This is a genomic window from Kytococcus aerolatus, assembly GCF_900187395.1.
In the GTDB taxonomy this organism is placed as follows: Bacteria; Actinomycetota; Actinomycetes; order Actinomycetales; family Dermatophilaceae; genus Kytococcus; species Kytococcus aerolatus.
Genome location: NZ_FYEZ01000003.1, coordinates 295,120 through 319,070, shown reverse-complemented (window position 1 = coordinate 319,070; position 23,951 = coordinate 295,120). Strand labels below are relative to the sequence as shown.

At 73.6% G+C, this 23,951-nt stretch carries 27 protein-coding genes; 19 read left to right on the top strand and 8 right to left on the bottom strand.

Features of this window, described 5'->3' with window-relative positions; translation table 11 throughout:
• Nucleotides 1–28 precede the first annotated feature (28 nt).
• A complete protein-coding gene (locus CFT82_RS10835) occupies nt 29–484 on the top strand; it encodes a GatB/YqeY domain-containing protein (RefSeq protein ID WP_088819171.1) in 456 nt (151 codons plus the stop codon).
• A gap of 3 nt (nt 485–487) precedes the next feature.
• On the opposite strand, the gene CFT82_RS10830 is transcribed toward CFT82_RS10835, so the two are convergent.
• Entirely contained in the window at nt 488–2,941 is a 2,454-nt protein-coding gene (locus CFT82_RS10830; protein WP_159461912.1) for a transglycosylase domain-containing protein, read from the bottom strand.
• A 38-nt stretch (nt 2,942–2,979) separates the two neighbouring features.
• Here CFT82_RS10830 and CFT82_RS10825 point away from each other — a divergent pair, with 38 nt between their 5' ends.
• From CFT82_RS10825 to CFT82_RS10810, 4 genes are read left to right on the top strand one after another with little or no spacing between them, the layout of a single operon-like run.
• Nucleotides 2,980–3,138, top strand: coding sequence for a DUF4177 domain-containing protein (locus tag CFT82_RS10825; RefSeq protein WP_088819213.1), 159 nt, complete (start codon nt 2,980–2,982; stop codon nt 3,136–3,138).
• On the top strand, nt 3,138–3,614 hold the full coding sequence (locus tag CFT82_RS10820; RefSeq protein ID WP_088819169.1) for a RidA family protein: 477 nt from the start codon (nt 3,138–3,140) through the stop codon (nt 3,612–3,614). Before CFT82_RS10825 ends, CFT82_RS10820 begins: the two co-directional genes overlap by 1 nt.
• 2 nt (nt 3,615–3,616) lie before the next feature.
• Nucleotides 3,617–4,525 (top strand): NUDIX hydrolase, encoded by a 909-nt coding sequence (locus CFT82_RS10815; RefSeq protein WP_088819168.1) that lies wholly within the window; start codon nt 3,617–3,619, stop codon nt 4,523–4,525.
• Nucleotides 4,525–5,355, top strand: a complete 831-nt coding sequence (locus tag CFT82_RS10810; protein ID WP_088819167.1) for an MBL fold metallo-hydrolase — start codon at nt 4,525–4,527, stop codon at nt 5,353–5,355. Before CFT82_RS10815 ends, CFT82_RS10810 begins: the two co-directional genes overlap by 1 nt.
• A 309-nt stretch (nt 5,356–5,664) precedes the next feature.
• On the opposite strand, the gene CFT82_RS10805 is transcribed toward CFT82_RS10810, so the two are convergent.
• Nucleotides 5,665–6,342, bottom strand: coding sequence for a Crp/Fnr family transcriptional regulator (locus CFT82_RS10805; RefSeq protein ID WP_088819166.1), 678 nt, complete (start codon nt 6,340–6,342; stop codon nt 5,665–5,667).
• Between the two features lie 96 nt (nt 6,343–6,438).
• Between CFT82_RS10805 and nth the strand changes: the two genes are divergently transcribed.
• Both nth and CFT82_RS10795 read left to right on the top strand, forming a co-directional pair.
• Nucleotides 6,439–7,239, top strand: a complete 801-nt coding sequence (gene nth / locus CFT82_RS10800) for an endonuclease III (protein WP_088819165.1) — start codon at nt 6,439–6,441, stop codon at nt 7,237–7,239.
• Nucleotides 7,236–7,883, top strand: a complete 648-nt coding sequence (locus CFT82_RS10795) for an NUDIX hydrolase (protein ID WP_200815128.1) — start codon at nt 7,236–7,238, stop codon at nt 7,881–7,883. The genes nth and CFT82_RS10795 overlap by 4 nt, the downstream gene beginning before the upstream one ends.
• A 64-nt stretch (nt 7,884–7,947) precedes the next feature.
• On the opposite strand, the gene CFT82_RS10790 is transcribed toward CFT82_RS10795, so the two are convergent.
• Complete coding sequence (locus tag CFT82_RS10790) at nt 7,948–8,418, bottom strand: phage holin family protein (protein ID WP_088819164.1); 471 nt, start codon at nt 8,416–8,418, stop codon at nt 7,948–7,950.
• Between the two features lie 162 nt (nt 8,419–8,580).
• Here CFT82_RS10790 and CFT82_RS10785 point away from each other — a divergent pair, with 162 nt between their 5' ends.
• The 12 genes from CFT82_RS10785 to CFT82_RS10730 all read left to right on the top strand — a co-directional run bounded on the left by CFT82_RS10785 (nt 8,581) and on the right by CFT82_RS10730 (nt 18,125).
• Nucleotides 8,581–9,444 carry a Fic family protein gene (locus CFT82_RS10785; protein WP_088819211.1) on the top strand — a complete coding sequence of 288 codons (864 nt, stop codon included), beginning with the start codon at nt 8,581–8,583 and terminating at the stop codon, nt 9,442–9,444.
• A gap of 370 nt (nt 9,445–9,814) precedes the next feature.
• The gene (locus tag CFT82_RS10780; RefSeq protein WP_088819163.1) at nt 9,815–10,882 is read left to right on the top strand and encodes a siderophore ABC transporter substrate-binding protein; all 1,068 of its coding nucleotides are present in this window, start codon (nt 9,815–9,817) and stop codon (nt 10,880–10,882) included.
• Nucleotides 10,879–11,880 carry an ABC transporter permease gene (locus tag CFT82_RS10775; protein ID WP_088819162.1) on the top strand — a complete coding sequence of 334 codons (1,002 nt, stop codon included), beginning with the start codon at nt 10,879–10,881 and terminating at the stop codon, nt 11,878–11,880. Before CFT82_RS10780 ends, CFT82_RS10775 begins: the two co-directional genes overlap by 4 nt.
• On the top strand, nt 11,873–12,883 hold the full coding sequence (locus CFT82_RS10770) for an iron chelate uptake ABC transporter family permease subunit (RefSeq protein ID WP_327078696.1): 1,011 nt from the start codon (nt 11,873–11,875) through the stop codon (nt 12,881–12,883). Before CFT82_RS10775 ends, CFT82_RS10770 begins: the two co-directional genes overlap by 8 nt.
• Nucleotides 12,880–13,635 (top strand): iron ABC transporter ATP-binding protein, encoded by a 756-nt coding sequence (locus CFT82_RS10765; RefSeq protein WP_088819159.1) that lies wholly within the window; start codon nt 12,880–12,882, stop codon nt 13,633–13,635. Before CFT82_RS10770 ends, CFT82_RS10765 begins: the two co-directional genes overlap by 4 nt.
• Before the next feature lie 132 nt (nt 13,636–13,767).
• Nucleotides 13,768–14,487: a hypothetical protein gene (locus tag CFT82_RS10760; RefSeq protein WP_143469621.1), complete on the top strand. Its 720-nt coding sequence runs from the start codon at nt 13,768–13,770 to the stop codon at nt 14,485–14,487.
• Nucleotides 14,484–15,608, top strand: coding sequence for a TadA family conjugal transfer-associated ATPase (locus CFT82_RS10755; RefSeq protein ID WP_327078695.1), 1,125 nt, complete (start codon nt 14,484–14,486; stop codon nt 15,606–15,608). The genes CFT82_RS10760 and CFT82_RS10755 overlap by 4 nt, the downstream gene beginning before the upstream one ends.
• On the top strand, nt 15,596–16,387 hold the full coding sequence (locus CFT82_RS10750; protein ID WP_159461911.1) for a type II secretion system F family protein: 792 nt from the start codon (nt 15,596–15,598) through the stop codon (nt 16,385–16,387). The genes CFT82_RS10755 and CFT82_RS10750 overlap by 13 nt, the downstream gene beginning before the upstream one ends.
• The gene (locus CFT82_RS10745) at nt 16,384–16,998 is read left to right on the top strand and encodes a type II secretion system F family protein (protein ID WP_159461910.1); all 615 of its coding nucleotides are present in this window, start codon (nt 16,384–16,386) and stop codon (nt 16,996–16,998) included. The genes CFT82_RS10750 and CFT82_RS10745 overlap by 4 nt, the downstream gene beginning before the upstream one ends.
• A 67-nt stretch (nt 16,999–17,065) precedes the next feature.
• A complete protein-coding gene (locus CFT82_RS10740; protein ID WP_088819151.1) occupies nt 17,066–17,272 on the top strand; it encodes a hypothetical protein in 207 nt (68 codons plus the stop codon).
• A 35-nt stretch (nt 17,273–17,307) separates the two neighbouring features.
• On the top strand, nt 17,308–17,670 hold the full coding sequence (locus tag CFT82_RS10735) for a TadE family protein (protein ID WP_143469620.1): 363 nt from the start codon (nt 17,308–17,310) through the stop codon (nt 17,668–17,670).
• Entirely contained in the window at nt 17,670–18,125 is a 456-nt protein-coding gene (locus CFT82_RS10730; protein ID WP_088819148.1) for an Rv3654c family TadE-like protein, read from the top strand. Before CFT82_RS10735 ends, CFT82_RS10730 begins: the two co-directional genes overlap by 1 nt.
• A 103-nt stretch (nt 18,126–18,228) precedes the next feature.
• Here the strand turns inward: CFT82_RS10730 and CFT82_RS11780 are convergent, their stop codons facing one another.
• From CFT82_RS11780 to CFT82_RS10705, 5 genes are all read right to left on the bottom strand, one after another.
• Entirely contained in the window at nt 18,229–18,681 is a 453-nt protein-coding gene (locus CFT82_RS11780; RefSeq protein WP_088819146.1) for a hypothetical protein, read from the bottom strand.
• A 40-nt stretch (nt 18,682–18,721) separates the two neighbouring features.
• Nucleotides 18,722–21,106 carry a DEAD/DEAH box helicase gene (locus CFT82_RS10720; protein ID WP_088819144.1) on the bottom strand — a complete coding sequence of 795 codons (2,385 nt, stop codon included), beginning with the start codon at nt 21,104–21,106 and terminating at the stop codon, nt 18,722–18,724.
• A 171-nt stretch (nt 21,107–21,277) separates the two neighbouring features.
• The gene (locus CFT82_RS10715; RefSeq protein WP_088819143.1) at nt 21,278–22,078 is read right to left on the bottom strand and encodes an ABC transporter permease; all 801 of its coding nucleotides are present in this window, start codon (nt 22,076–22,078) and stop codon (nt 21,278–21,280) included.
• Nucleotides 22,075–22,986: an ABC transporter permease gene (locus CFT82_RS10710; protein WP_234994422.1), complete on the bottom strand. Its 912-nt coding sequence runs from the start codon at nt 22,984–22,986 to the stop codon at nt 22,075–22,077. The genes CFT82_RS10715 and CFT82_RS10710 overlap by 4 nt, the downstream gene beginning before the upstream one ends.
• On the bottom strand, nt 22,979–23,923 hold the full coding sequence (locus tag CFT82_RS10705) for an ABC transporter ATP-binding protein (RefSeq protein WP_234994421.1): 945 nt from the start codon (nt 23,921–23,923) through the stop codon (nt 22,979–22,981). Before CFT82_RS10705 ends, CFT82_RS10710 begins: the two co-directional genes overlap by 8 nt.
• Nucleotides 23,924–23,951: the final 28 nt, after the last annotated feature.

The window sequence follows — 23,951 nt, the reverse complement described above, 5'->3', positions numbered from 1 at the left end:
CCGGGCGCGGCGGTGGGATGATGACCGCATGACCAGCCAGCTCAAGCAGCAGATCTCCGCCGACCTGACCACCGCGATGAAGGCCCGTGACAAGGTCCGTTCCTCCACGCTCCGGCAGGTGCTCACCGCCGTCCAGAACGCGCAGGTGGCCGGGGACACCGCCATCGAGCTCGACGACGAGGGAGTGCTGGCCGTCATCACCAAGGAGGCCAAGAAGCGCCGCGACGCGATCGCCGAGTACGAGAAGGCGAACCGCCCCGAGCTCGTCGAGGGGGAGCAGGCCGAGCTGGCCGTTCTGGAGGACTACCTGCCGAAGCAGCTCACCGACGCCGAGCTCGAGCAGCTCGTCGACGAGGCCATCGCCGAGACCGGTGCGACGGATCTCTCCGGCATGGGGCCGACGATGAAGGCCGCCCAGGCCAAGGTCGCCGGGCGGGCCGACGGCGGCCGCGTCTCCACGCTGGTGCGCAGCAAGCTGGGCTGAGCCTCAGTTCTCGCCGGTCGCCCCGTCGGCGACCGTGCCCTCCACGAGCTTGCCCTGCTCCTCCAGCATCTGCCGGATCTTCTCGGGCGTCGGCTCCTCCTCGCCGGTGTGCGGCGTGATCTCCACGAAGCGGGCGGAGTCCTGCCGCCCGTTCTCGGTGGTCACCACCCGCTTGACCAGCGCGTCGGCCGGCGCCCAGGGCTTCGTGTTGAGGGCCAGCAGCCCGGCCTCGCGCAGCACCTGGCGGGCCTCCAGCACGGTGAGCCCGGTGAGATCCGGCACCTCCACGACCTCGCCCTGACGCAGGTCCACGGAGGACTGGGGGAAGGACTCGTTCGGCAGGCCCTGGTGGGCGAAGTCCATGATCTCGCGGTAGGTCGGGGCGGCCAGCGTCGAGCCGTACAGCCAGCCGGGGTAGGTCTTGTCACCGAGGGTGATGTCGCGCAGCTGGCCGAGGCTGTCCGGCGTCCCCACCCACACCGAGGTGGCCAGCTGGGGGGTGTACCCGGTGTACCAGGTCTCGTCGGAGCCGTCGGCGGTCCCGGTCTTGCCGGCCGAGACGCGCCCCCCGGAGAGCCTCGCGCGGGAGGCCCCACCGCTGGTGGTCTCCGGCACGGAGCGGTACACCTCGGTCACCGCGGACGCCTCGTCCTCGCTGAGGACGCGCTCGCAGGTGCGGGTGTCGAGCTCGATGGTCTTCCCGTCGACGTCCTCGATCCCCTCGACCGGGTAGGGGTCGCAGCGCACGCCGCCGGAGGCCAGGGTGGCGAAGGAGTTCGCCACCGTGAGCGGGCTGGCCTCGTCGGCGCCGAGGGCGACCGAGCCCGGCTTGGTGCTGAACGGGCGGTAGCTGCCGTCCTCCTCCAGGAAGGCCCGGTGCAGGCCCATGTCCGTCATCGTGTCGCGCACGCGGCAGGGGGAGAGGGCGGTCGTCAGCTCCGAGTAGGCGGTGTTCACCGACTCCTCGGTGGCGATCTTGAACGGGATGGCGTCGTCGAAGGAGCCGTGGTCGTTCTGGACGGCCCACAGCTCGCCCTCCTTCACCCCGGCGCACTCCTCGAACTCCGCCGGGTGGAAGACGCCCTTGGGGACGGTGCGCTCCTCGCCGCGCGAGTTCACGGCGGTCAGGTCGGTGGTGCGGCGCAGACCGATCATGCCCTGCACGGGGAAGCCGTCACGGATGGCCTGGGTGGCGGTGTAGATCTTGGCCGTCGAGCCGATGGCGAAGCCGCCGCTGGTGGTGTACGGCCGGTCCACCGAGTACCCGACGTTCGTCTCGCCCTTGCCCCGGTCCTCGCCGTACGGGCGGTTCTGGGCGATCGCTTTCACGGCACCGGTCCCGGGCTCGACGACGGCGGTGGCGGCGGCCACGGCGTTGTCGTTGTCCGGCGGCACCGCCTCGCGCAGCTCCTGCCCGGCCTTGTCCAGCAGGCTGCTGTCGAAGGTCGTGGTGATCGTCAGGCCACCACGGTCCAGGAGGGTCTCGCGCTCTCCCTCGGTCTCGCCCAGCTCCGGGCGGTCCAGCAGCCACTCGACCACGTAGGTGCACACGAAGGGGTAGTCGCTGGAGGCGCACGAGCGCTGCGGGTAGGAGAGGTCGAGCCCGAGCGGGGAGCGGCGTGCCTCGGTGTACTCGGCCTGCGTGATCTGGCCGAGCTCGTGCATCTTCATGAGCACGACGTTGCGCCGCTCGATGGCCGCCTCGGGATTGCGCACCGGGTCGGTCGAGCCGGGAGCGCGCACGATGCCGGCCAGGGTGGCCGCCTGGGCGGGGGTGAGCTCCTTGGCGCTGGTGGAGAAGTAGTGCTGGGCGGCGGCCTCGACGCCGTAGGCACGGTCGCCGTAGTAGACGAGGTTGAGGTAGTTGGTGAGGATCTCGTCCTTGGAGTGGGTCTTCTCCAGCGAGAGCGCGTACTTGATCTCCCGCAGCTTGCGGGCGTACCCGGCCAGACCGTCCTGGGTGGCGGCGCGGCGGGCGGCCTCAAGGTCCCCGTCCCGGAGCGCCTGGTCCTGCAGGGAGACCTTCACGTACTGCTGGGTGAGCGTGGAGCCGCCCTGGGTCCCGCCGCCGCCGGCGTTGTTGAACAGGGCGCGGGCGATGCCCTTGGGGTCGGCGCCGTTGTGCTCGTAGAAGCGCTCGTCCTCGATGGCGACCTGCGCGTCCTTCATGTGCTGCGAGATCTCGTCGGGCTCGACGACCACGCGGTTCTCGCCGAAGGGGGTGGCGATCGTCTTCCCGTCGCTGGTGACGATCCGGGTCTGCTGGGTCACCTCCCCGGTCTCGAAGTCCGAGGGGAGGTTGTCGAAGTAGGACACCCCCGCCTCCGTGCCGCGGCCGATCCCGATGACCGCCGGCAGGAAGAGGAGGGCTGCCAGCATGCCGGCCAGGAGGCTGCTCACCAGCAGGGCGAGGAGCGCCGCCAACGGGTGGAGGCGGCGATGAGCACGCGAGGACATGGGAGAAGGGTACGCAACGGCGGCGCTAGGCTCGGTGCATGCGCACATGGGAGTACGCCACCGTTCCGTTGATCGTCCACGCCACGAAGCAGATCCTCGACCAGTGGGGGGAGGACGGCTGGGAGCTCGTCACGGTCATCCCCGGCCCTGACGGCTCGAACCCGGTCGCCTACCTGAAGCGCGAGAAGGCTGCGTGATGGGGGCCGTCGAGGAGCGCCTCGCCGCGGCGGGCATCGAGCTGCCCGAGGTGCCCACGCCCGTGGCCGCCTACGTCCCGGCCGTCCTCCACGGGGGGCTGGTGCACACCTCCGGTCAGCTGCCGATGGTGGCCGGCGAGCTCGCCGCGACCGGTGTGGTCGGCTCCGGGGAGGGGACCGTGGACGCCGCGGCCGCCCAGGAGCTCGCACGCACCTGCGCGATCAACGCCCTGGCCGCCGCCCGGTCGGTGCTCGGTGATCTCGACCGGGTCGAGCGGGTCGTGAAGATCGTCGGCTTCGTCGCCAGCGAGCCGGGCTTCACCGGGCAGCCGCAGGTGGTCAACGGGGCCAGCGAGCTCATGGGTGTGGCCTTCGGCGACGAGGCCGGGCAGCACGCCCGCTCCGCCGTGGGTGTGGCCGCCCTGCCGCTCGGGGCCCCGGTGGAGGTCGAGCTCGTCCTGGCCGTGCGGGACTGACCGTGCCCACCGTTCCGCACCCCGACCACCCGGGCCGGGAGGTCACCGTCCGGGACTTCCCGATGCCGCCACGCCTGGTGGAGCCCTCCCGGGCCTGGCTGCACACCGACCCGGCCGCGCGCCCCGAGCCGCCACCGCCGCGCCGTGCGTCGACGGTCATGGTGCTGCGGGACGCGCCGGCGGGCGGGGTGGAGGTGTTCCTCCAGACGCGCGCCTCCACGATGGCCTTCGCCCCGGACATGATGGTCTTCCCCGGGGGTGCCGTGGACCCGCGGGACACGGGCGCGGCCGAGGTGTGGGCCGGTCCCAGCCCGCGTGAGTGGGTGGCCCGGATGCCCGGCACCGACGAGGAGCTGGTGGAGCTGTTCGTGCTCGCCGCCGCCCGGGAGGTCTTCGAGGAGACCGGGGTCCTGCTCGCCGTCCACGCCGACGGCACTCCGGTGGCCGAGGCCGAGGTCGACGCCCCGGCCCTGGTGGCCGGGAGGGCCGCCGTCGAGGCCCGGGAGCGCTCCTTCACGGATCTCCTCGCCGAGCACGACCTCCGGGTGGACACGGCCTGCCTGAGCGTTCGGGACCACTGGACGACGCCCGAGTGCGAGCCGAAGCGCTACGACACGTGGTTCTTCGCCGCCCGCATCCCGTCCGGGCAGGAGGCCGACGCCGACACCTCCGAGGCCGTGCACGCCGGCTGGGAGCGCCCGGCGGATCTGGTCCAGCGTGCGCTCGCGACGCCGGGGCTCATGCTGCCGCCCACCCTGGCCAACCTGGAGGAGCTGTCCGCGGTGGGGAGCGTGGACGAGGCGCTCACCGACCGGGGCGTGGTCCCCGAGGTGATGCCCTGGCCGGCCGAGGTCCCGGTGAGCGAGGAGTTCCCCGACGGGTTGTCCATGCGGACCCCCTGGGAGCGCTGATGCGCTCCACCCGCAGCCACCTCCCCGACGGGGGCGAGTGGGCGACCAGCCGCATCTCCGAGCGGGCGTACTGCCTGCTCTGCCCGAATCCCTCGCCGATGACGCTGGACGGCACCAACACCTGGCTGCTCCGGGAGCCTGCCTCGGACGAGGTCGTCGTCGTGGATCCCGGCCCGCTGGACCACGCGCACCTGCGGGCCATCGTCTCCACGGTGGAGTCGTGGGGGGCCCGCGTGGGGCTGACCCTGCTCACCCACGGCCACGAGGACCACGCGGCCGGGGCGGACGAGTTCCACCGGCTCACCGGGGCGCCCGTGCGGCGGGCCCGGAGGGCGGGCGGCGACGACGACCTCGGGGCCGGGGATGTGGTGCGGGCCGGGGGGCTGGAGCTGCTCGTGGTGGAGACGCCGGGGCACACCAGCGACTCGCTCTCCTTCGTGCTGCCGGCCGAGAACCGGCTGCTCACCGGGGACACGGTGCTGGGTCGCGGGTCGACGGTGGTGGCCCACCCCGACGGCGACCTGGAGGCCTACCTGGGCTCGCTGGAGCGGATCGAGCGCCTCACGGCCTCGGGCGAGGTGACCTCGCTGCTGCCCGGGCACGGCCCCTTCGTGGCCGACGCCGCCGGCGTGGTGGCCTGGTACCGGGAGCACCGGGCCCAGCGGCTCGAGCAGGTGGCGGTGGCTGCGGCGGCGGTGACCCCCGGGGTGGGGGAGGACCTCGCGGACGCGGTGGTGCGGACGGTCTACGCCGACGTGCCGCGGGAGGTGTGGCCAGCCGCCCGGCTCACGGTGCTCGCCCAGCTGGAGTACCTGCGCACCCACGGGTGACCGCCCCGCCGCCGGCCGAGATGCGCACCGGTCCGCTTCTCAGGTGCCCGCGTCCGCCCGAGAAGCGCACTGGTCCGCATCTCACATGTCGGCAGGTGTCGGTCCCCGACCGAGGTGCGTACCGGTCCGCTTCTCGGTTGTCAGCCCTCGGCGAGGTGCGTACCGGTCCGCACCTCGACTGTCCAGATGCGGACCGGTGCGCATCTGGAGGCACCTGCGGACCGGTGCGCATCTCGTGAGGGAAGCGGTGGCCCCGCCGCGGCGGATGGGCGACCCCGGTCGGCGGTCAGGCTGCCGGCCGGCCCGGGGTCAGCGGGCGCGCTTGCGGAGGCGCTCCACCTCGAGCAGGCGCACCGCGCGGGCCTCGAGGCGGATCCAGCCGCGGGCCACGAAGTCGGCGAGGGCCTTGTTGACCGTCTCGCGGCTCGCGCCGACCAGCTGGGCCAGCTCCTCCTGGGTGAGCTCGTGGCGCACCAGCAGGCCGGTCCCGTCGTCGACGCCGAAGCGCTGGGCGAGGTCCAGCAGGGCCTTGGCCACGCGGCCGGGCACGTCGGTGAAGACCAGGTCGGCGACGTTGTCGTTCGTCCGGCGCAGGCGGTGGGCCAGGGCGCCGAGCAGGGCCACCGAGGCGTTCGGGTTGGCCTCGAGGAAGCCCTGGAGGTGCTCGTGGGCCAGGCTCAGCAGCTCGGAGTCGCTCACCGTGATCGCCGAGGCCGTGCGGGGGCCGGGGTCGAAGAAGCTGATCTCACCGATGATCTCGCCCGGGCCGAGCACGGCCAGCAGGTTCTCCCGACCGTCGTGGCTCGTGCGGGAGAGCTTGAGCTTGCCGGAGGCGATGACGTAGAGCTTGTCGCCCGGGTCGCCCTCGGTGAAGATCTCCTCGCCGCGCTTCAGGGCGATGCGCTCGGTGCGCGCCATGAGGGCCGCGGCGGAGGACTCGTCCAGGCCGGCGAACAGGGGGGAACGGGTCACGATGTCGAGGTCCACGCCCCAGAGTGTGCCATGTGACACCCCGGCGTGGCGCCGGGATCCCCACCCGGGCACCACCGTCGCCCTCGGTGCCAGCGGCCTATCGTGGCCCCGATGAGCACGCCACCGGCCCCGCTGCCCGACGAGACCCCGCTGGCACGCACCCGCCGCGCCCGGCGCATGTACCGCGTCCTGACCGAGCGCCACCCCGACGCGGAGTGCGAGCTGGACTTCCGCGACCCCTTCGAGCTCCTCGTGGCCACGGTCATGTCGGCCCAGACCACGGACGTGGCGGTCAACGCCGTCACCCCCGCCCTCTTCGCCGCCTACCCCGACGCCGAGTCGCTGGCCGCCGCCGAGCACGAGGTGGTGGAGGAGATCATCCGCCGCACGGGCTTCTACCGGGCCAAGACGCGCTCCATCATCGCCCTGGCACAGGCCCTGGTGGCCGACCACGGCGGGGAGGTCCCGGGACGCCTGACCGACCTCGTGAAGCTGCCCGGGGTCGGGCGCAAGACCGCCAACGTGGTGCTGGGCAACGCCTTCGACGTCCCGGGGATCACCGTCGACACGCACTTCGGGCGGCTGGCGCGACGGATGGGGTGGACGGACCAGACGGACCCGGTGAAGGCCGAGCACGAGGTGGCCGGGCTCTTCCCCCGGAAGGTCCACACCGACCTCTCCCACACGCTGATCTTCCACGGTCGCCGGGTGTGCCACTCGCGCCGCCCGGCCTGCGGCGCCTGCCCGGTGGCCCGCTGGTGCCCCTCGGCCGAGACCGGTGTGACCGGGGAGAAGGAGGCGTGGAAGCTCGTGAAGGGCTCCGTGCCGGTGGGTTTCCTGCCGCCGGACGAAGCGCTGCTCCCGCCCCGGGCACGCGGTCTCGAGCCGGTGGACGGCAGGGTCGAGCTGTGACCGCTCAGCCGGTGCCGGCCTGGCTGAGCGACCTCCAGGCGGAGGCGGACGCCCACCCGGTGGAGCGCCTCGCCGCCCCGCTGCGGCGCCCTCCGCTGGAGGTGGACGAGTCGCGGATGCGCCGGGCGGCCGTCCTGGTGCTCGTGGGTCCGGAGGGCGTCGTCCTCACGCGGCGGGCCTCCCGGATGTCGAGCCACGCCGGGCAGGTCTCCTTCCCCGGTGGGGGGATCGACGCCGGGGAGAGCCCGCAGGAGGCGGCGTTGCGGGAGGCCTGGGAGGAGGTGGGTCTCGAGCCGCCCTCGGCGGAGGTGGTGGCCACGCTGCCGGAGCTGCCGGTGGCGCCCAGCTTCCGGCCGGTCACGCCGGTGGTGGCCTGGTGGCGGGAGCCGCACCGGGTGGGGGTGGTGAGCGAGCAGGAGGTGGCGAGCGTCCACGTGGTGCCCCTGGAGGACCTGGTCGCCCCGGCGGCGCGGTTCTCCGCCCGGCTGCCGGGCAGCACCTTCCGGACCCCGGGCTTCGAGGCGGACGGCATCTTCGTCTGGGGCTACACGGGCTGGCTGCTCTCCACCGTGCTGCGCCTCGGCGGGGTGGACCGCCCCTGGGACCCGCAGGTCGTCCGGGAGGTCCCCGAGGGCTACCGCTGACGCGACGAGGCGGCGGCCACCCCGTGGGGTGACCGCCGCCTCGGGCGGGTCCGGCGGCGCCGGCTCAGACGCGCGGCGTCTCGGTGTTCGGGTCCGCGGCGGCCTTCAGGGTGACCTTCGTGCGGTCGGCGGCCTTGATGGCGCGCTGCGGCTTGCCCTGGATCTTCTTCATCTGACCGGCCGCGAAGGCGGCGGCGACGGCCGCGATGAGCAGCAGCACGCAGGCCACGATGAGGAAGCCCGCCCAGGTCGGCAGCACCGTGGCGATGCCGAAGGCGGCGGCCATGAGCAGCAGGCCGAAGCCGTACAGGAAGAAGAAGGCGGCCACACCGAAGCCGGCCCCGGTCTTGGCGCCCTTCTTGACGTCCTGGTTGATCTCCGCCTTGGCCAGCGCGATCTCGTCACGCACCAGCGACTGGGCGTTGGCGGCAGCGCCGGAGACGATCTCGCCGAGGCTGCGCTCGCCGTCGCGGGTGGCGAAGCTCCGCTTGGTGCCCTGGGTCTTCTCGTAGGTCTTCGAGGCCGGAGTGGCCATGACTGCTCCCGTCGTCGAGTTCTTCAGCCCGTTCTCTTCACCCCATGGTAGGGGTCCGTCCTCGATTGTGCGGGGTGCTGGGCGGATTCGGCCACTCCTCCGCCTCGTGGGGTGGGTGAGTTCGCTCACCCGGCGGTGGGTGGCGCCGCCTACGCTGTGCGCATGTCGACGCCCCTCCCCGCCGCCCCGCACCCCCTGATGAGGCTCCTGGAGCTGCCCGGCGTGGCCGAGGGTGTGGATGCCGCACGCGAGGCCTGCACCCGGCTCCGGTGGCACGAGGCGATGCGTCGCCGGGCTGACGAGTGCGCGGTGGAGTCGCGGGTGCAGGGGGCGCACGCCTCCGCGGCGCTGGAGGGGGCCGAGTGGCCGGTCGACTGGGTGCGCGAGGCGATGGCCGGGGTGCGCCCGTGGTCCGAGGACCCTGACCCGGTGGAGCCGGTCGTCCGCGGTGCGGTGCGGGCCACCGAGGAGGCGGCGCACCTGGAGTCGCTCACCGCCTCGGCGCCCTCGCAGGTGCTGGCGCGGCTCCACCTGGCCGCTGTCCGGGGGGTGGTGGCCGACGTGGACGCCGGGCGGCCCCGCCACGCGGGCGAGCCGGTGCGGGAGCTCACCGAGCTGGGGGACCCGCCGCCGGCCGAGGCGGTGGCGCCCCGCCTGACGGGGCTCACCCAGGTGCTCACGGCCCCGCCGGAGGTGCCCGCGGTGCTGGTGGCGGCCGTCGCCCACGCGGAGGTGGCCGTGGTGCGTCCCTTCGTGCGGGGCAACGGGCTGGTGGCGCGGGCCCTCGAGCGGGCGGTGGTGCGCTCGCGGGGGCTCGACCCGCTGGGTGTGGCGGTCGTGGAGGCGGGGCACCGTCCGGGGGGCGGCGTGGAGTACCACGGTGCGCTCGCGGCCTATGCGGGCGGGACGCCGGAGGGCGTGGCTCTGTGGTTGCGGCACGCCGCGGAGTCGCTCGAGGGCGCCGTCCGGGCCGGGGAGCGGGTGGCCGACGCGGTCCGCTCCGGGCGGGTCCCCCAGGCGGGGTGAGGCCCTTGCCGCGGTGTGATCCTCGCGACCATCGCGGCCGTGGACTTGCGTGGTGCTGCCACGGCGTGCATGATTGACGTATCGCGCTCCCTTCGGGTTGAGCGCGACACGCACCTGCCCTTCCCCCCCAGGGCATGGCGCGTAGAAGGCCCCAGCTGCCCCCCCGGCTGGGGCCTTCACCTATTTCCCCCCTGTTTCCCAGCGCCTTCGTCGCTCCATCCCGCGGCGGCGCGGGCTGTCGGCGCCCCCGCAGGAGGGTGCGGCCCGCCCCCGGGTATCGGGGTAAGGGTCACCTCACAAGATCCCGAAATGTAGGGTAGCCTCACCTCCGCCAAGGGCAGAGGCCCACGTCACATCGAAGGGAACCAACATGCTGCACCCCCGACGCCTGCAGGGCCTGGCCCTCCTCCCGGTCGCCGCACTGGTGCTCACGGCCTGCGGCAGCACCGCTGGTGGCGGTGACGACGAGAAGGCCGCGGAGAGCTCGCAGACCACCCCGGCCTCCTCCGGCGAGGGCGAGTCCTCCCCGACCGAGGGCGGGTCCTCCGAGGAGGGCGCGGCCGAGGGCCCGGTGGAGATCGAGGACAACTTCGGCACCGTCGAGGTCCAGCGCCCGCCGAAGGCCGTCGTGGCCACCGACAACGGCATGTTCGAGACGCTGGACTCGTGGGGCGTCGAGCTCGTCGCCGCTCCGAAGCCGATCATCCCCGAGGGCATCTCCTACCCGGAGGAGGACGAGGTGAAGGACCTCGGCAGCCACCGCGAGCCGAACCTGGAGACCCTCGTGGCCGCGCAGCCCGACCTGGTGCTCAACGGTGGGCGCTTCGCCGACTTCCGCAAGGACATCGAGAAGCTCGTGCCCGAGGCGGCCCTCGTGGAGCTCACCCCCCGTGACGGGGAGCCGCTGGACGACGAGCTGAAGCGCCAGACCACCGCGCTGGGCGAGATCTTCGGCAAGCAGTCCGAGGCGAAGAAGCTCAACGAGGCGCTGGACGCCGAGGTCAAGCGCTTCGAGAAGACCTATGACCCGGAGCAGACGGTCATGAGCGTGATCGTCTCCGGCGGCGAGATCGGCTACGTGGCACCGACCTTCGGCCGCACCATGGGTCCGCTCTACGACGTGCTCGGCCTGGAGCCGGCCCTCGAGGTGGAGGGTGCCTCCGAGGATCACCAGGGTGACGACATCTCCGTCGAGGCGATCGCGAAGTCCAACCCGGACATCATCCTCGTCATGGACCGTGACGCCGCCGTGGCCGCCGACGAGGAGGGCTACCAGCCGGCGAAGGAGATCATCGAGAGCTCCGAGGCCCTGCAGAAGGTGCCCGCGGTCAAGGAGGGCAAGGTGTTCTACATGCCGAACGACGCCTACACCAACGGTGGCATCGAGACCTACACCGAGTTCATCGGCCAGGTGGCTGACGGGCTCGAGGGCAAGTGAGCTCGACCCACACCGCACCCGAGCGGTCGGCCCGGCAGCACCGGGCCGACCGCTTGGTCGACCCCGGACTCCTCTGGGGAACCCTCGGTGTGGCCGTCCTGCTCGTCGTCTCCCTGTTCACCGGTGTCCTGGACATCACCAGCGACGACCCGGTGAACCGGGAGATGCTCTACATCACCCGCATCCCCCGCACCGTGGCGCTCGTGCTCGCCGGTGCGGCGATGGCCATGTGCGGGCTCGTGATGCAGATGCTCACCCAGAACCGCTTCGTGGAGCCCACCACCGTGGGCACCACCGAGTGGGCCGGGCTGGGCCTGCTCCTCATGCTCATCTTCTTCCCGACCGCCGGCCTGCTGGCCAAGATGGCCGGGGCCGTGACCATGGCCTTCCTCGGCACCATGGTCTTCTTCCTCTTTCTGCGGCAGGTGCGGCTCACCTCCTCGCTCATCGTGCCGATCGTCGGGATCATGCTCGGTGCCGTCGTCGGGGCCCTCACGAGCTGGATCGCCCTGGCCACGGACTCCCTGCAGAGCCTCGGCGTCTGGTTCGCCGGGTCCTTCACCTCGGTGCTGCGCGGCCAGTACGAGGTGCTCTGGGTGGTGGCCCTGGTGGTCGTGGCCGTCTTCCTCGTGGCCGACCGGTTCACCGTCGCCGGGCTGGGCGAGGAGGTGGCCACCACCGTGGGGCTCAACTACCGGGTGGTGATGCTGCTGGGCACCGGGCTCATCGCCATCGCCACCGGGGTGGTCACGGTGGTCATCGGCAACCTGCCCTTCCTCGGCCTCATCGTGCCGAATGTCGTCTCCCTGTGGCGCGGCGACGACCTGCGCTCCAACCTGCCGTGGGTGTGCCTGCTGGGCATCGCCCTGGTGACGGTGTGCGATCTCATCGGCCGGGTGATCATCGCCCCCTTCGAGATCCCCGTCTCGCTCGTCCTGGGCATCGTCGGCGCCCTCGTCTTCGTCTCGCTGATCCTGTGGGGTGATCGCCGTGGCTGACCGCGCCCTGACCGGGCCCTTCGCCACCCCCTCGGCCCGCCGCCGCTACGCCCTGACCCTCGGTGCCCTGACGGTGCTCGCCGGGCTCGTCGCCTTCGGCCTGCTCGCCTGGGACAACCCTCTGCCCGTCGGCAGCGAGGGCTTCTGGATCATCGCCGAGATGCGGGCCACCAGCCTCGTCGTCCTCGCCGTGGTCGTCACCGGCCAGGCGGTGGCCACGGTCGCCTTCCAGTGCGCGGCCGCCAACCGGATCGTCACCCCGTCGATCATGGGCTTCGAGGCGCTCTACGTGGCGATCAGCACCGCCGCGGTCTACTTCTTCGGCGCCGCCGGCCTCGGCCGCCTGCAGGGGCTGCCGCAGTACGTCCTGAGCGTGGCCCTCATGGTCGTCCTGGCGGTCCTGCTCTTCGGCAGCCTGCTCACCTCCCGGCGCCGTTCCATCCACGCCATGCTGCTCGTCGGCATCGTCATCGGCGGCGGGCTGGGCTCGATGAGCGCCTTCATGCAGCGCCTGCTCACCCCGAGCGAGTTCGACGTGCTCACCGCCCGGCTCTTCGGCTCCGTCGCCAACGCCGACCCCAGCTATCTCCCGGTGGCCGTGCCGCTCTGCCTCGTGGCCACCCTGGCGCTCTGGCTGCGCTCGCGGCGCATCAACGTCATGGGGATGGGGCCGGACGTGGCCCAGAACCTGGGGGTGGACCACCGCCGCGAGGTGATGATCACCCTCTTCTGGGTCGCCGTGCTCATGGCCACCTCCACCTCCCTGGTCGGACCGCTGACCTTCCTCGGCTTCCTCGTGGCCCTGCTGACCTACCAGCTGGCGGGCACCTGGGACCACCGGTACCTCTTCCCCTTCGCGGCCCTGCTGGGCTTCGTGATCCTGGGCGGTGCCTACTTCCTGCTCAAGCACGTCTTCTACGCCGAGGGCGCGGTCGCCATCATCATCGAGCTGGTCGGGGGCCTGGTCTTCCTGGCCGTCGTCCTGCGGAAGGGAACGCTGTGATCATCACCAGCGGTGTGCACAAGGCCTACTCCGACGAGGTCACCATCGGGCCGGTCGACCTCGAGATCCCCGGACCGGGCATCACCGCCCTGGTGGGTCCCAACGGGGCGGGCAAGTCGACCCTGCTGACGATCATGGGGCGGCTCCTCGGTGCCGATGCGGGCACGACCACGGTGGGTGGCTACGACGTGACCCGCACCCCCGGCAAGACGCTCGCGAAGGTGGTCTCCGTGCTGCGGCAGGAGAACCACTTCGTGACCCGCCTGACCGTGCGGCAGCTCGTCGGGCTGGGGCGCTTCCCCCACTGCGGGGGGCGACTCACCGCCGAGGACCACCGGGTGGTGGACGACGCGCTGCACTTCTTCGGGCTGGAGCCGCTCCAGGGGCGCTTCCTCGACGAGCTCTCCGGCGGGCAGCGGCAGCGGGCCTACGTGGCGATGGTGCTGGCCCAGGAGACCCCGCACGTGCTGCTCGACGAGCCGCTGAACAACCTGGACATGCGGCACGCGGTCTCGATGATGCAGCACCTGCGGCGGGCCGCCGACGAGCTGGAGCGGACGATCGTGCTCGTGGTGCACGACATCAACTTCGCGGCCCGGTACGCCGACACGATCGTGGTCATGAAGGACGGCCGGGTGGTGGAGACCGGCCCGCCGGCGCAGATCCTGCGGGACGAGCTGCTCTCCGGGGTCTTCGAGACGCCGGTGCGGTGCATCGAGGGGCCGGACGGGCCGCTCGCCGTGTACTTCTGAGGGGCTCCCCGGGGCTGAGGGGGATCCCGTGGGCCGGGTCGTCCACAGGCGGGGCGGGGCTGAATCGGCCCCTCCACAGGGGTGGGGCCGGGGCGCCGCGAGGGGGCGCGTGGCCCGGCCATCGTGGGGGCCATGACAGCACACGTGATCGGCCTGACCGGTGCGACCGGAGGGCTCGGGGTCTCCACCCTCGCCGCGGCGACCGCCCACCTCGGGGGCGCCTCGGGTCTGCACACCGTGGCCGTCGACAGCTCGCGCTGGGGGGTCGGCCTGGCGGTCGGTCTGGCGATGGAGGGGCAGCCCGGTCTGCGCTGGGAGGACCTGCTCGCCACCGACGGTGACCTCCCCGGCGCCGAGCTCCTGGCCGCGCTGCCGCGGGTGGGGCAGGTGGGTCTGCTCTGCCGGGAGCCGGCCGGCGCTGCCGCCTGGGCGCGGGTGCCTCGCTCGGTGGAGCACCACGCCCGGCGGGCCCTGGCGCAGGAGGCCGAGCTGGTGGTGGTGGACCTGCCCCCGCTGGGCTCGGGGGACTTCCTGGGCTGGGCCAGCGCCTGCCACGAGGTGCACGTCCTGGTCGGGGGCGGTCTGGGCCCGGTGGCCGTGGCCCCTGCCCTCGGCGAGGGGCTGCGGAGCGTCCTCGGGCGCACCGGGGTCGTCGTCCGGGGGCGGCAGGTGGGGGCGCGCGTGGTCGAGGCCGTCGAGGCTGCCAGCGGGCACCCGGTGTCCGCGGTGCTGCCCGACGACCCGGCGGTCTCCCGGTGCGAGGAGCGGGGAGAGCCCGTGGGTTCCCGGCCCGGGCCGGTGCGGGACCTGGCCCAGCAGCTGCTCACCGGCGCCGTGGAGGTGGCGGCGTGAGCGTGCGGGACCAGATCGCGCGCGGGGTCAGCCCGACGACGCAGAGCATCGAACAGCTCACCGACGCCGACCGGCTCCGCCTGGGTGGGCGGGGGGTGCGTACCCGGCAGCGGGATCTCGGGCGGGCCGTCCTGGGAGCCGGTCCGCTGGAGGCGGTGCTCACCGAGCCGGGGGTGACCGACGTGCTGGTCAACGGCGTCGGCGGCGTGTGGGTGGACCGGGGGCAGGGGCTCCGTCGGGAGTCCGTGGACCTCGGGAGCCCGGAGGAGGTGCGGCAGCTGGCCGTGCGGCTCGCGGGTCTCTCCGGACGGCGGCTCGACGACACCTCCCCCTGCGTGGACGGCTTGCTGCCCGGTGGCATCCGGCTCCACGCCGTGCTCCCCCCGCTCGTCGAGGGAGCTGCCCACCTGTCCCTGCGCGTCCCCCGCGCGGTGGTGCCGAGCATGGAGGAGATGCTGCGGCTGGGCACCGTCGACGAGCTGGGCGCCCGGGTGCTCCGGCAGCTCGTGGCCCGCCGCCTGGCCTTCGTGGTCTCCGGGGGCACCGGGTCGGGCAAGACGACCCTGCTGGCCACGCTCCTGGGGATGGTCGACCCCGAGGACCGGATCCTCGTGGTGGAGGACGTCCGGGAGCTGGCGGTGGTCCACCCCCACGTGGTGCGGATGCAGTCCCGGTCGGCGAACGTCGAGGGACGCGGGGCGATCGACATGACCCACCTGGTCAAGCAGTCGCTGCGGATGCGGCCCGACCGCGTCGTCGTGGGCGAGGTCCGGGGCCCCGAGCTGCGGGAGCTGCTGGCGGCCCTGAACACCGGCCACGAGGGCGGCTGCGGGACGGTGCACGCCAACGCCATCGAGGACGTGGTGGCCCGCTTCGAGGCCCTCGGGGCGCTGGCGGACATGACGCCCGCGGCGGTCCACGCCCAGCTGGCCAGCGCGCTGGACTGCGTGCTGCACGTCAAGCGGTTGCCGGGTCGGCGGGTGCTCTCCCAGGTGGGGGTGCTGCAGGCCGGTGCCGGCGGGCGCGTGGTGTGCCGTCCGGCCCTGGAGTGGCGCGAGGACGCGCTCCGCCCGGCCGAGGCCTGGGACGACCTCCAGGAACGACTGGGGTGGTCCCGGTGATCGGTCTGGTGGTGGCCCTGCTGCTGGTGGGGGCGTGGTGCGCCTGGCCCGGGCGCTCGGGGGACGCGGTGGCCGTGGACCTCGCCGGGGCCGCGGTGCGGCGCCGGGAGGAGCGGGTGCGCGCGGAGGCGGTCGGCACGGTGCGGGAGCTTTCCCGTGCCGAGCCCGGCGACCTGCTCGCCCCCGTCCTGGCCCCGCTGCGGGAACGCTGGCAGCAGTGGCGCGGCCGGTCGGTCTCCGACGAGTCGCTCCTGCGGGTGCTCGACGGGCTGGCCTCCGCGCTGCGGGCGGGACTGCCGCCCCACGAGGCGCTGGTCATGGTCTCGGCCAGCGGCACCCCGGTGCCGTGGGTCGACCCCCTGGTGGAGGCCGCCGGGCGCGGCGAGCACCTGGGTGCGGTGTGGGCCGGCGTGGCCCGCGAGGGGCGGAACATGGCCCTGCACCACGTCGCCAGTGCGTGGTCGCTCAGCGAGCGGGCCGGTGCGCCCCTGGCCCCGGCGGTCGCCACGGCGGCCGAAGTGGTCCGGCGCGGCCGGGAGGCGCGGCAGCAGGCCCGTTCCGCAGCCTCGGGGGCGATGGCCTCGATGGGGATGCTCAGCGTCCTGCCCGTGGTCGGCGTGGCCGGGGCGGCCAGTCTGGGTTACTCCCCGCAGGAGCTCTACCTCTCCTCGCCCCTCGGGGGACTGAGCGCGGCCGTGGGGCTGGTGCTCCTGGCGGGCGGGTGGGTCGTCTCCCGGCGCCTCGTGGCACGGGCCCTGCGCGGGCGGGTGATCCGGTGAACGCGCTGTTCATCGGCCTCCTGGCGGGCCTGACGATCTGGTGGCTCTGGCCCGCCGGGACCGTGCCCGAGGAGGGTGAGGCCGCTGGTGCCGCGACCGACGGCGCGAGGGAGCGCTCCGGTCCGTGGGCCCGGTGGCGGCGGTGGCGAGCAGGACGCCAGTCCCCGCCGGAGGCCGACGTGGAGGATCTGGCCGCCACCCTCGACCTGCTGGCGCTCACCCTCGACTCCGGGATCGGCGTCACCGAGGCGCTCGCCGCCGTCGCGGACGAGGTGCGCGAGCCGCTCGCCGGGCACCTGCGGCAGGTGGTCGCGGCCCGCCGGTGGGGCATGGGCGGGAGCACGGTGTGGAAGGGCCTGCCGGAGGCCTGGCAGCCCGCCGCCCAGGCGCTGGAGCTCGCCCAGCGGGCCGGCGCCCCTCCCGCGGAGACCCTCCGCCGCGCCGCGGTGGACCTGCGGCGCGACCGGTCGGCCGCCCTCGAGCACGCCGCCCAGAGACTTCCCGTCCTCCTGGTGATCCCACTGGGAACGGTGTTCATGCCTGCCTTCGTCCTCATCGCGGTGGTGCCGCTGGTGGTGGTGATGGCGACACAGACCCTGGGTCAGACCTGACCCGGTGGAAGGGGGGCCCACCACCCGGGTGGGTTCCACGACTCAACAACACAGAAAGGCAGTTCCCATGCAGAACAAGATCACCCGTTTCGTCCAGCCCGAGATCCAGCGCTTCCGCGAGGGCGAGGAGGGCATGGCCGTCGCCGAGTACGCCATCGGCATCTTCGTCATCGCGGCGGTGCTCGTGACCGGCATGGCCATGCTCGACAAGGTCGTCCCGGACCTCATGGAGACGGTCATCCGCGCTGCCTTCGGGAACTTCGGGGGCAAGTGATGCCCCGGCACCATCGAGGTCCACGCCGCGGTCCGGTGCCTGCCCGGTCGCTGCGTGGCGAGGGAGGCTTCGCCTCGGTGGAGCTGGCCATGATCATGCCGGTCATCGTGCTGGTCCTGGGCATGGCGCTGACCGCGATGGTGCTGGTGGTGGACCTGCTGCAGGTGACGGACGCGGCCCGGGTCGGTGCCCGGGCCGCGTCCCGCGGCGAGTCCCGCCTCGAGGTCGAACGTCAGGCCCGGCGCCTGGCCCCCGACGGGGCGGACGTCCACATCCAGGGGCGGGGACGGATGGTCTCGGTGACCGTCGAGTCCTCCGCCCGGGGGCCGGCCGCGTGGTTCCCGGGGCTCGACCCCGAGTCCACCGCCCGGGCCCGCAAGGAGCCGGGGGTGCGCTGATGGGCCGACGTCATCGATGGTTCCGGCGGGCCACCGAGCGCTGGCTGCATCGTGCGGAGCGGGGCAGCGGGACGATGGCGGCGATGCTCGTCTGCACCGTGCTCCTGTCCCTGCTCGCCAGCGGGATCGTGGCCGGGCAGTGCTGGCTGGCGGCCTCCACGGCGCGGACGGCGGCGGACCTCTCGTCGCTGGCCGCCTCGGGGGACACCGAACCCACCGTCCTGAGCGGGCAGCCGTGCCTCACCGCACGGCAGGTCGCCCGGGACAACGGGGCGAGCCTCCGATCCTGCCGGGTGGACGGCTTCGACGTCACCGTCGAGGTGTCCGTGGACTCCGGGACCCCCTTCGGGGAGGCCCGGGCCCGGTCCACGGCCGGCCCCCGTCCGGGCTCCCCACCGGGGAGCCCGCCACGCAGGACGCCGCCACCGCGGGTCGCACCGGCACCGGGTCGTTGACCCGGTCGGAGGCACTCGTACGCGACGGAGGCCGGAACCACGAGGTGGTTCCGGCCTCCGTCGCTGCTGCGGGGCGCCAGGTGCGGCGCGCCGTGGGGCTGCCTCAGAGGCGGTCCCCGGGACGACGGTCGGCGTAGACCTCGTCGGTGCGCTGCGGGTAGGCCTCGTCGGTGCGCACGGCGCCGCGCTCGGCAGGGCGCTCGTCGGTGCCGAGCGAGTAGTCCACCTCGGACTCGCGGACCTCGGAAGCGCGCTCCTCGCGCGGGGCGGCGGCGGGCTCGGCGACCGGACGGGCGGCGCGGGACTCCTGCGCCTGGCGCTCGAGCTCGCGCTGCTTCTTGCGCTTGCGGGCGCTGGCCTTCGTGCCGCGGGCGATGAGCCACAGGCCCAGGCCGATCGCGGCCAGGGTGGCCATGCCGGCGAGGAAGAGCTGCAGGGCCGGCATCTCCCAGCGGATGTTCAGGGCCTCCAGGGCGACGGTGGAGTCGGCCCCGAGGACGACGTAGGCGATGAACAGGGCGGCCAGGAGCAGGATGATGAGGCCGAGGATGAGCATGGGGTGCCTTCTGTTGGGGGACGTGCAAGCAGGCCTCAGGCTACTGTGCGGACCCCTGCCCCACGAGGATCCGCAGCACGTGGAGCGCGCCACACTTCGAGAGCGGTTCGTTGCCGTTGCCGCACTTGGGGGACTGCACGCACCCCGGGCAGCCGTCGGCGCACGGGCAGGCGGCCACCGCCTCCAGGGTGGCCTGCACCCAGGTGGCGCGGGCGGCGAAGCCCCGCTCGGCGAAACCGGCCCCACCCGGGTGGCCGTCGTGCACCATCACCGTGGGCAGCCCCGTGTCCGGGTGGAGCGGGGTGGACACGCCGCCGACGTCCCACCGGTCGCAGGTGGCCACCAGGCCGAGCATCCCGATGAGGGCGTGCTCCGCGGCGTGCAGCGCCCCGGGCAGGTCGAGCTCGTCCACCCCGGCTGCCGCGAGTGCCTCCGGGGTGAGGGTGAACCACACCGAGCGGGTCGGCATCGAGCGCTCCGGCAGGTCGAGCGGGTGCTGGCCGAGCACCTCCCCGGAGGGCAGCATCCGCCGGAAGGCCGCCACCCGGGTGCGCACCAGGACGTCGCCGACGAACCAGTCCGCCCCCGCGCCGCCCCCGGGGGCGCTGTCGTGGACGCGGCGCACGTCGAAGGCCTCCTCGGTGACCGCCCGGGTGATCCAGCCCGGGTCACCCACCGCGAGGGTGGCCACGCCGTCGTCCAGGTCGAGCTCGGTGACCACGTGGGTGATCCCGGCGTGCAGGTAGACCGCGCCGGTGTGGACGGTCGCGTCGGCCCGGGAGGCGTCGATGGTGCCCAGCACCCGTCCGGTGCGTCCTTCGACGAGCTGCAGGGTCTCGCCCATGCCGCGCAGGTCCACCAGGTCGTGGGCGCGGTCGCTGCTGGCCCAGTACCAGCCCGTCGGCCGCTGCCGGAGCAGTCCGGCGCGCACCAGGCTGTCGCGCACGGTGGGCGTGGTGGGGCCGAACCACAGCACGTCGGCCTCGGTGAGGGGCAGCTCGGCCGCCGCGCAGGCCAGGTGCTCGGCCAACACGCGGGGGTTGGTGGGGTCCACGATGGTGGCCTCGACCCCGGCGTCGAAGATCGCCTCCGGGTGCGCCACGAGGTACTGGTCGAGTGGGTTGTCCCCGGCCACCAGCACTGCCAGGGCGGGCCGGCCGGAGCGACCCGCCCGCCCGGCGCGCTGCCAGAAGCTCGCCCGCCGCCCGGGCCAGCCGGCCATCACCACCGCGTCGAGGCCCGAGAGGTCGATGCCGAGCTCCAGGGCCGTGGTCGCCGCCACCCCGCGCAGCTCCCCGGAGCGCAGCCGCCGCTCGAGATCGCGGCGCTCCTCGGGCAGGTAGCCGCCGCGGTAGGCCGCGACCGGCAGCGCGCTGGGGGCGGAGCCGGTGGCCTCGAGCTGGTCGGTCACGGCGCGGGCGGCCACCTCGGCGCCCACCCGGGAGGTGGTGAAGGTGAGCACCTGGTGGCCGCGGCCGATGAGGCGGGCACTGAGGCGGGCGGCCTCGGTGAGGGTGGAGGGGCGGGCCGGGGCACCCCGGCCCGCGCCACCGGGGTCCGCGTCGCCACCCGTCGTGGCCTCGGGCTGGGGGTCCCACAGGGCGTAGGTCACCTGGGCGCGGGGCGAGCCGTCCTGCGTCACGGCCTCGACCGGGGCATCGAGGAGGCGGCGGGCGTGGTCGGCCGGGTCGGCGACGGTGGCCGAGGCGAGGAGCACGGTGGGCTCGGCGCCGTAGCGGGCGGCGATGCGCAGCAGCCGTCGGAGCACGAGGGCCACGTGGGCGCCGGGCACGCCGCGGTGGGTGTGGCACTCGTCGACCACCACGTAGCGCAACCGGCGGAGGAAGGCTCGCCAGTGCTCATGGCCGGGCAGGAGGGAGTGGTGCACCAGGTCGGGGTTGGTGAGCACGTAGGTGGCGTGCTGCCGGGCCCAGCGGCGCTCCTCGGGCGGGGTGTCGCCGTCGACGACCGTGGGGCGCACCCCGGGGACGGCCCAGCGCTCGACGGCGGTCAGCTGGTCCTGCGCCAGGGCCTTGGTGGGCGAGAGGTACAGCGCGGTCGCGCCGCGGCCGGTGACGTGGTGCGACCCGTCGGCCAGCGCCGAGAGCACCGGCAGCAGGTAGGCCAGCGACTTGCCCGAGGCGGTGCCGCTGGCGATCACGGCGTGCCGCCCGGCGTGGGCGTGCTCGGCGAGCTCCGCCTGGTGGGACCACAGCTGGTCGATGCCGGCACCGGTCAGGGCGGCGGCCACCTGCGGGTTGAGCCACTCCGGGAGGGGCGCAGTGACGGCCGCGCGGGCGGGGGTGGTGCGGTGGTGGACGAGCCGGTCGGCCTGCCCACCGGCGGTGAGCAGCGTGAGCCAGTCGGCGGGCGTGGGCACGGCGCCGGACCCGTGGCGGGGTGCGGTGTCGGGGCCGGGCTGCATCGGGCCATTGTCCCCCCGGGCGGGGGCAGACGTGCTGGTGTGCCCGCATCGGAGGGTGCCTCAGCGATGCGGCGCAGAGGGCTGCTGCTCCGCCCGCCTGACGACCATGTGCGCCGCATAGATGGCCCACGGGTGTCCACAGCGGGGAGGCAGGGGCGCGCGGGACGCGGCTCAGCGCAGGAAGAGCCTGCGCAGCCGCAGCGCCGCCCAGGTGATGCCGACCACCGACATCACCACGAAGTAGGCCGCGTGCCCGGCCGAGGCCCAGGTGAGGTGCCCGACGGCCAGGTGCCGCATGAGCTCCACGCCGTGCCACAGCGGCAGCGCCTTGACCAGCCACTGGACCCCGGTGGGGAAGACCTCCACCGGGAAGAGCGTGGCGCTGAAGAGGAACATCGGCAGCAGCACCAGCTGGATCAGGTCCATCTGTTGGAAGGAGTGCAGGTAGCTGGTCACCGCCATCCCCAGGGCCGCGAAACCGAGCGCGATGAGGAGGGCCACCGGCACCATCGCCAGCGCCCACCAGGAGGTGAGCAGCCCCATGAGCGCCATGACGGCCATGAAGCCCAGCGCGTAGAGCAGACCGCGGACGAGCGCCAGCAGGATCTCCCCGGCGGCCACGTCGAGCGGCCCCAGCGAGGTCTGCAGCATCCCCTGGTAGAGCCGGGCGAAGCGCAGCTTGAAGAAGACGTTCCAGGTGGTGTCGTAGATCGCGCCGTTCATCGCCGAGGTGGCCAGCAGGGCCGGAGCGATGAAGGCGGCGTACTCCACCGCACGACCGCCGGGGCCCTCCACCTGGCCGACCAGTCCGCCCAGGCCCCACCCCATGGCCAGCAGGTAGAGCACCGGCTCGAGGAAGCCGGAGACGAGCACCAGCCAGTTCTGCCGGGCCATCACCTTCAGCCCGCGCTCCAGCACTGCGCGCACGTTGCCGCCGTACAGGCCGGCCAGCGGGCGGGTCCGGGCGCTCATGAGCCGAGCCTCCGGGTGTAGAGGTGGCGGGCCGCCAGCAGCCCGCCGAGGGTGAGCGCGGTGAGGAAGCCGACGTGCAGGACCGCCCGCCAGACCGGCAGGTCCGCCCCGTAGGCCGCCCAGCGGGCCAGCTCGGTGCCGTGCCAGATGGGGGAGACCCATCCGATCGGTCGCAGGAGCACGGGCATCTCGGTGAGCGGGAAGAAGGTGCCGGCGAAGAGGAACATCGGCATGACGACGAAGCGCTGCACGAAGGTGAACTCCTGCCCCTCGGAGTCCAGCGAGGCGGCGTAGGCCTGCAGCGGGGCGCCGAAGGCCCCGGCGGCCAGCACGGCGATCGGCACGCAGAGCCACGCCCAGGGCGAGCGCAGCGCCCCGAAGACGGCCATGATCGCCAGGAAGATGCCGGCCTGCACCACGAAGCGCAGCATGACGCCGAGGAACTGCCCCGCCGCCAGCTGGGCCGGGGAGGTCGGGGTGGCCGCCGGGCCGTGGTAGAGCCGGTCCCACTCGAAGCCGGCCATCACCGGGTAGGTGAACTCCCCGGCCGAGGACATCACCACCGTGGAGACCAGCAGGGCGGGGGCCACGAAGACCAGGTAGGGAACCCCGTCGGCACCGCCGCTGCCGGAGTCGACCAGTGCACCCAGGCCCACCCCCATCGCCACGAGGTAGAGCAGCGGCTCGGCGATGGCGTAGACGAGGATCGAGGCCACCCACGCCTTGGCGGTGACCGTCCAGTACTCGACGTAGTACCACCAGCCCCAGCGGCGGGCCCGGCGCGCCATCTCCTCCGGCGGCGGCACGCGGCCGGAGGAGGCCAGGCGGCGCAGGTGGGTCAGGTCGTTGGTGCCGGGCGTCGGGTCGGTGGTGCTGCCGATGGCGGTGTGGTGGGCGGCGTCAGTCAATGAGCGACCGTCCCGTGAGGTGGAGGAAGACGTCCTCCAGCGAGGACCTGCGCACCAGCGAGGTGATCGGCTCCAGCCCGCGGGAGGTCACGGCCTCCAGGGCGGCCTCGGCGTCGTCGGCGTAGAGGAGCACCCGGTCGGGGAGCACCTCGGTGCGCTCGCCGATGCCCTCCAGGCGCGGCACGGCCGCCGCGTTGCGGTCGGCCCCGAAGCGCAGCTCGAGCACCTCGCGGGTGGAGTAGGTGCGGATCAGCTCGCGCGGGGAGCCCTCGGCGCGGATGGAGCCGTGGTCCACCACGATGAGGCGGTCGCAGAGCTGCTCGGCCTCGTCCATGAAGTGCGTCGTGACCACGAGGGTCACGCCGACCTCCTTGAGGCGGAAGAGCCGGTCCCACAGGACGTGGCGGGCCTGCGGGTCCAGGCCGGTGGTGGGCTCGTCGAGGAGCAGCACCCTCGGCTCGTTGACGAGCGACCGGGCGATGGTGAGGCGCCGCTTCATGCCGCCGGAGAGGTCGTTGACCTTGCTCCGGGCCTTCTCGGTGAGCTGGGCGAACTCGATGAGCTCGTCGGCCTTCTCGCGCAGGTAGGGGCGCGGCAGGCCGAAGTAGCGGCCGTAGACCATCAGGTTGTCGCGCACCGAGAGCTCGGTGTCGAGATTGTCCTGCTGCGGCACGACGCCGAGCGAGGCGCGCACCTCCGGGCCGTGGGTGTCGGGGTCCAGGCCGGTGACCAGCATCGAGCCGGCGGTGCGGTTGAGGGTGCCGCCGATCATCCGCATGGTGGTGGACTTGCCCGCGCCGTTGGGGCCCAGCAGGCCGAAGGACTCGCCGGGGGCGACCTCGAAGTCGATGCTGTCGACGGCGGTGAAGTCGCCGTAGGTTTTGGTCAGGCCCCGGGCGGCGATGATCGGGGCGGCGTCGGGCGAGGCGGAGGTCACCGGGGCATGGTCGCACCCCGCCGGCCCG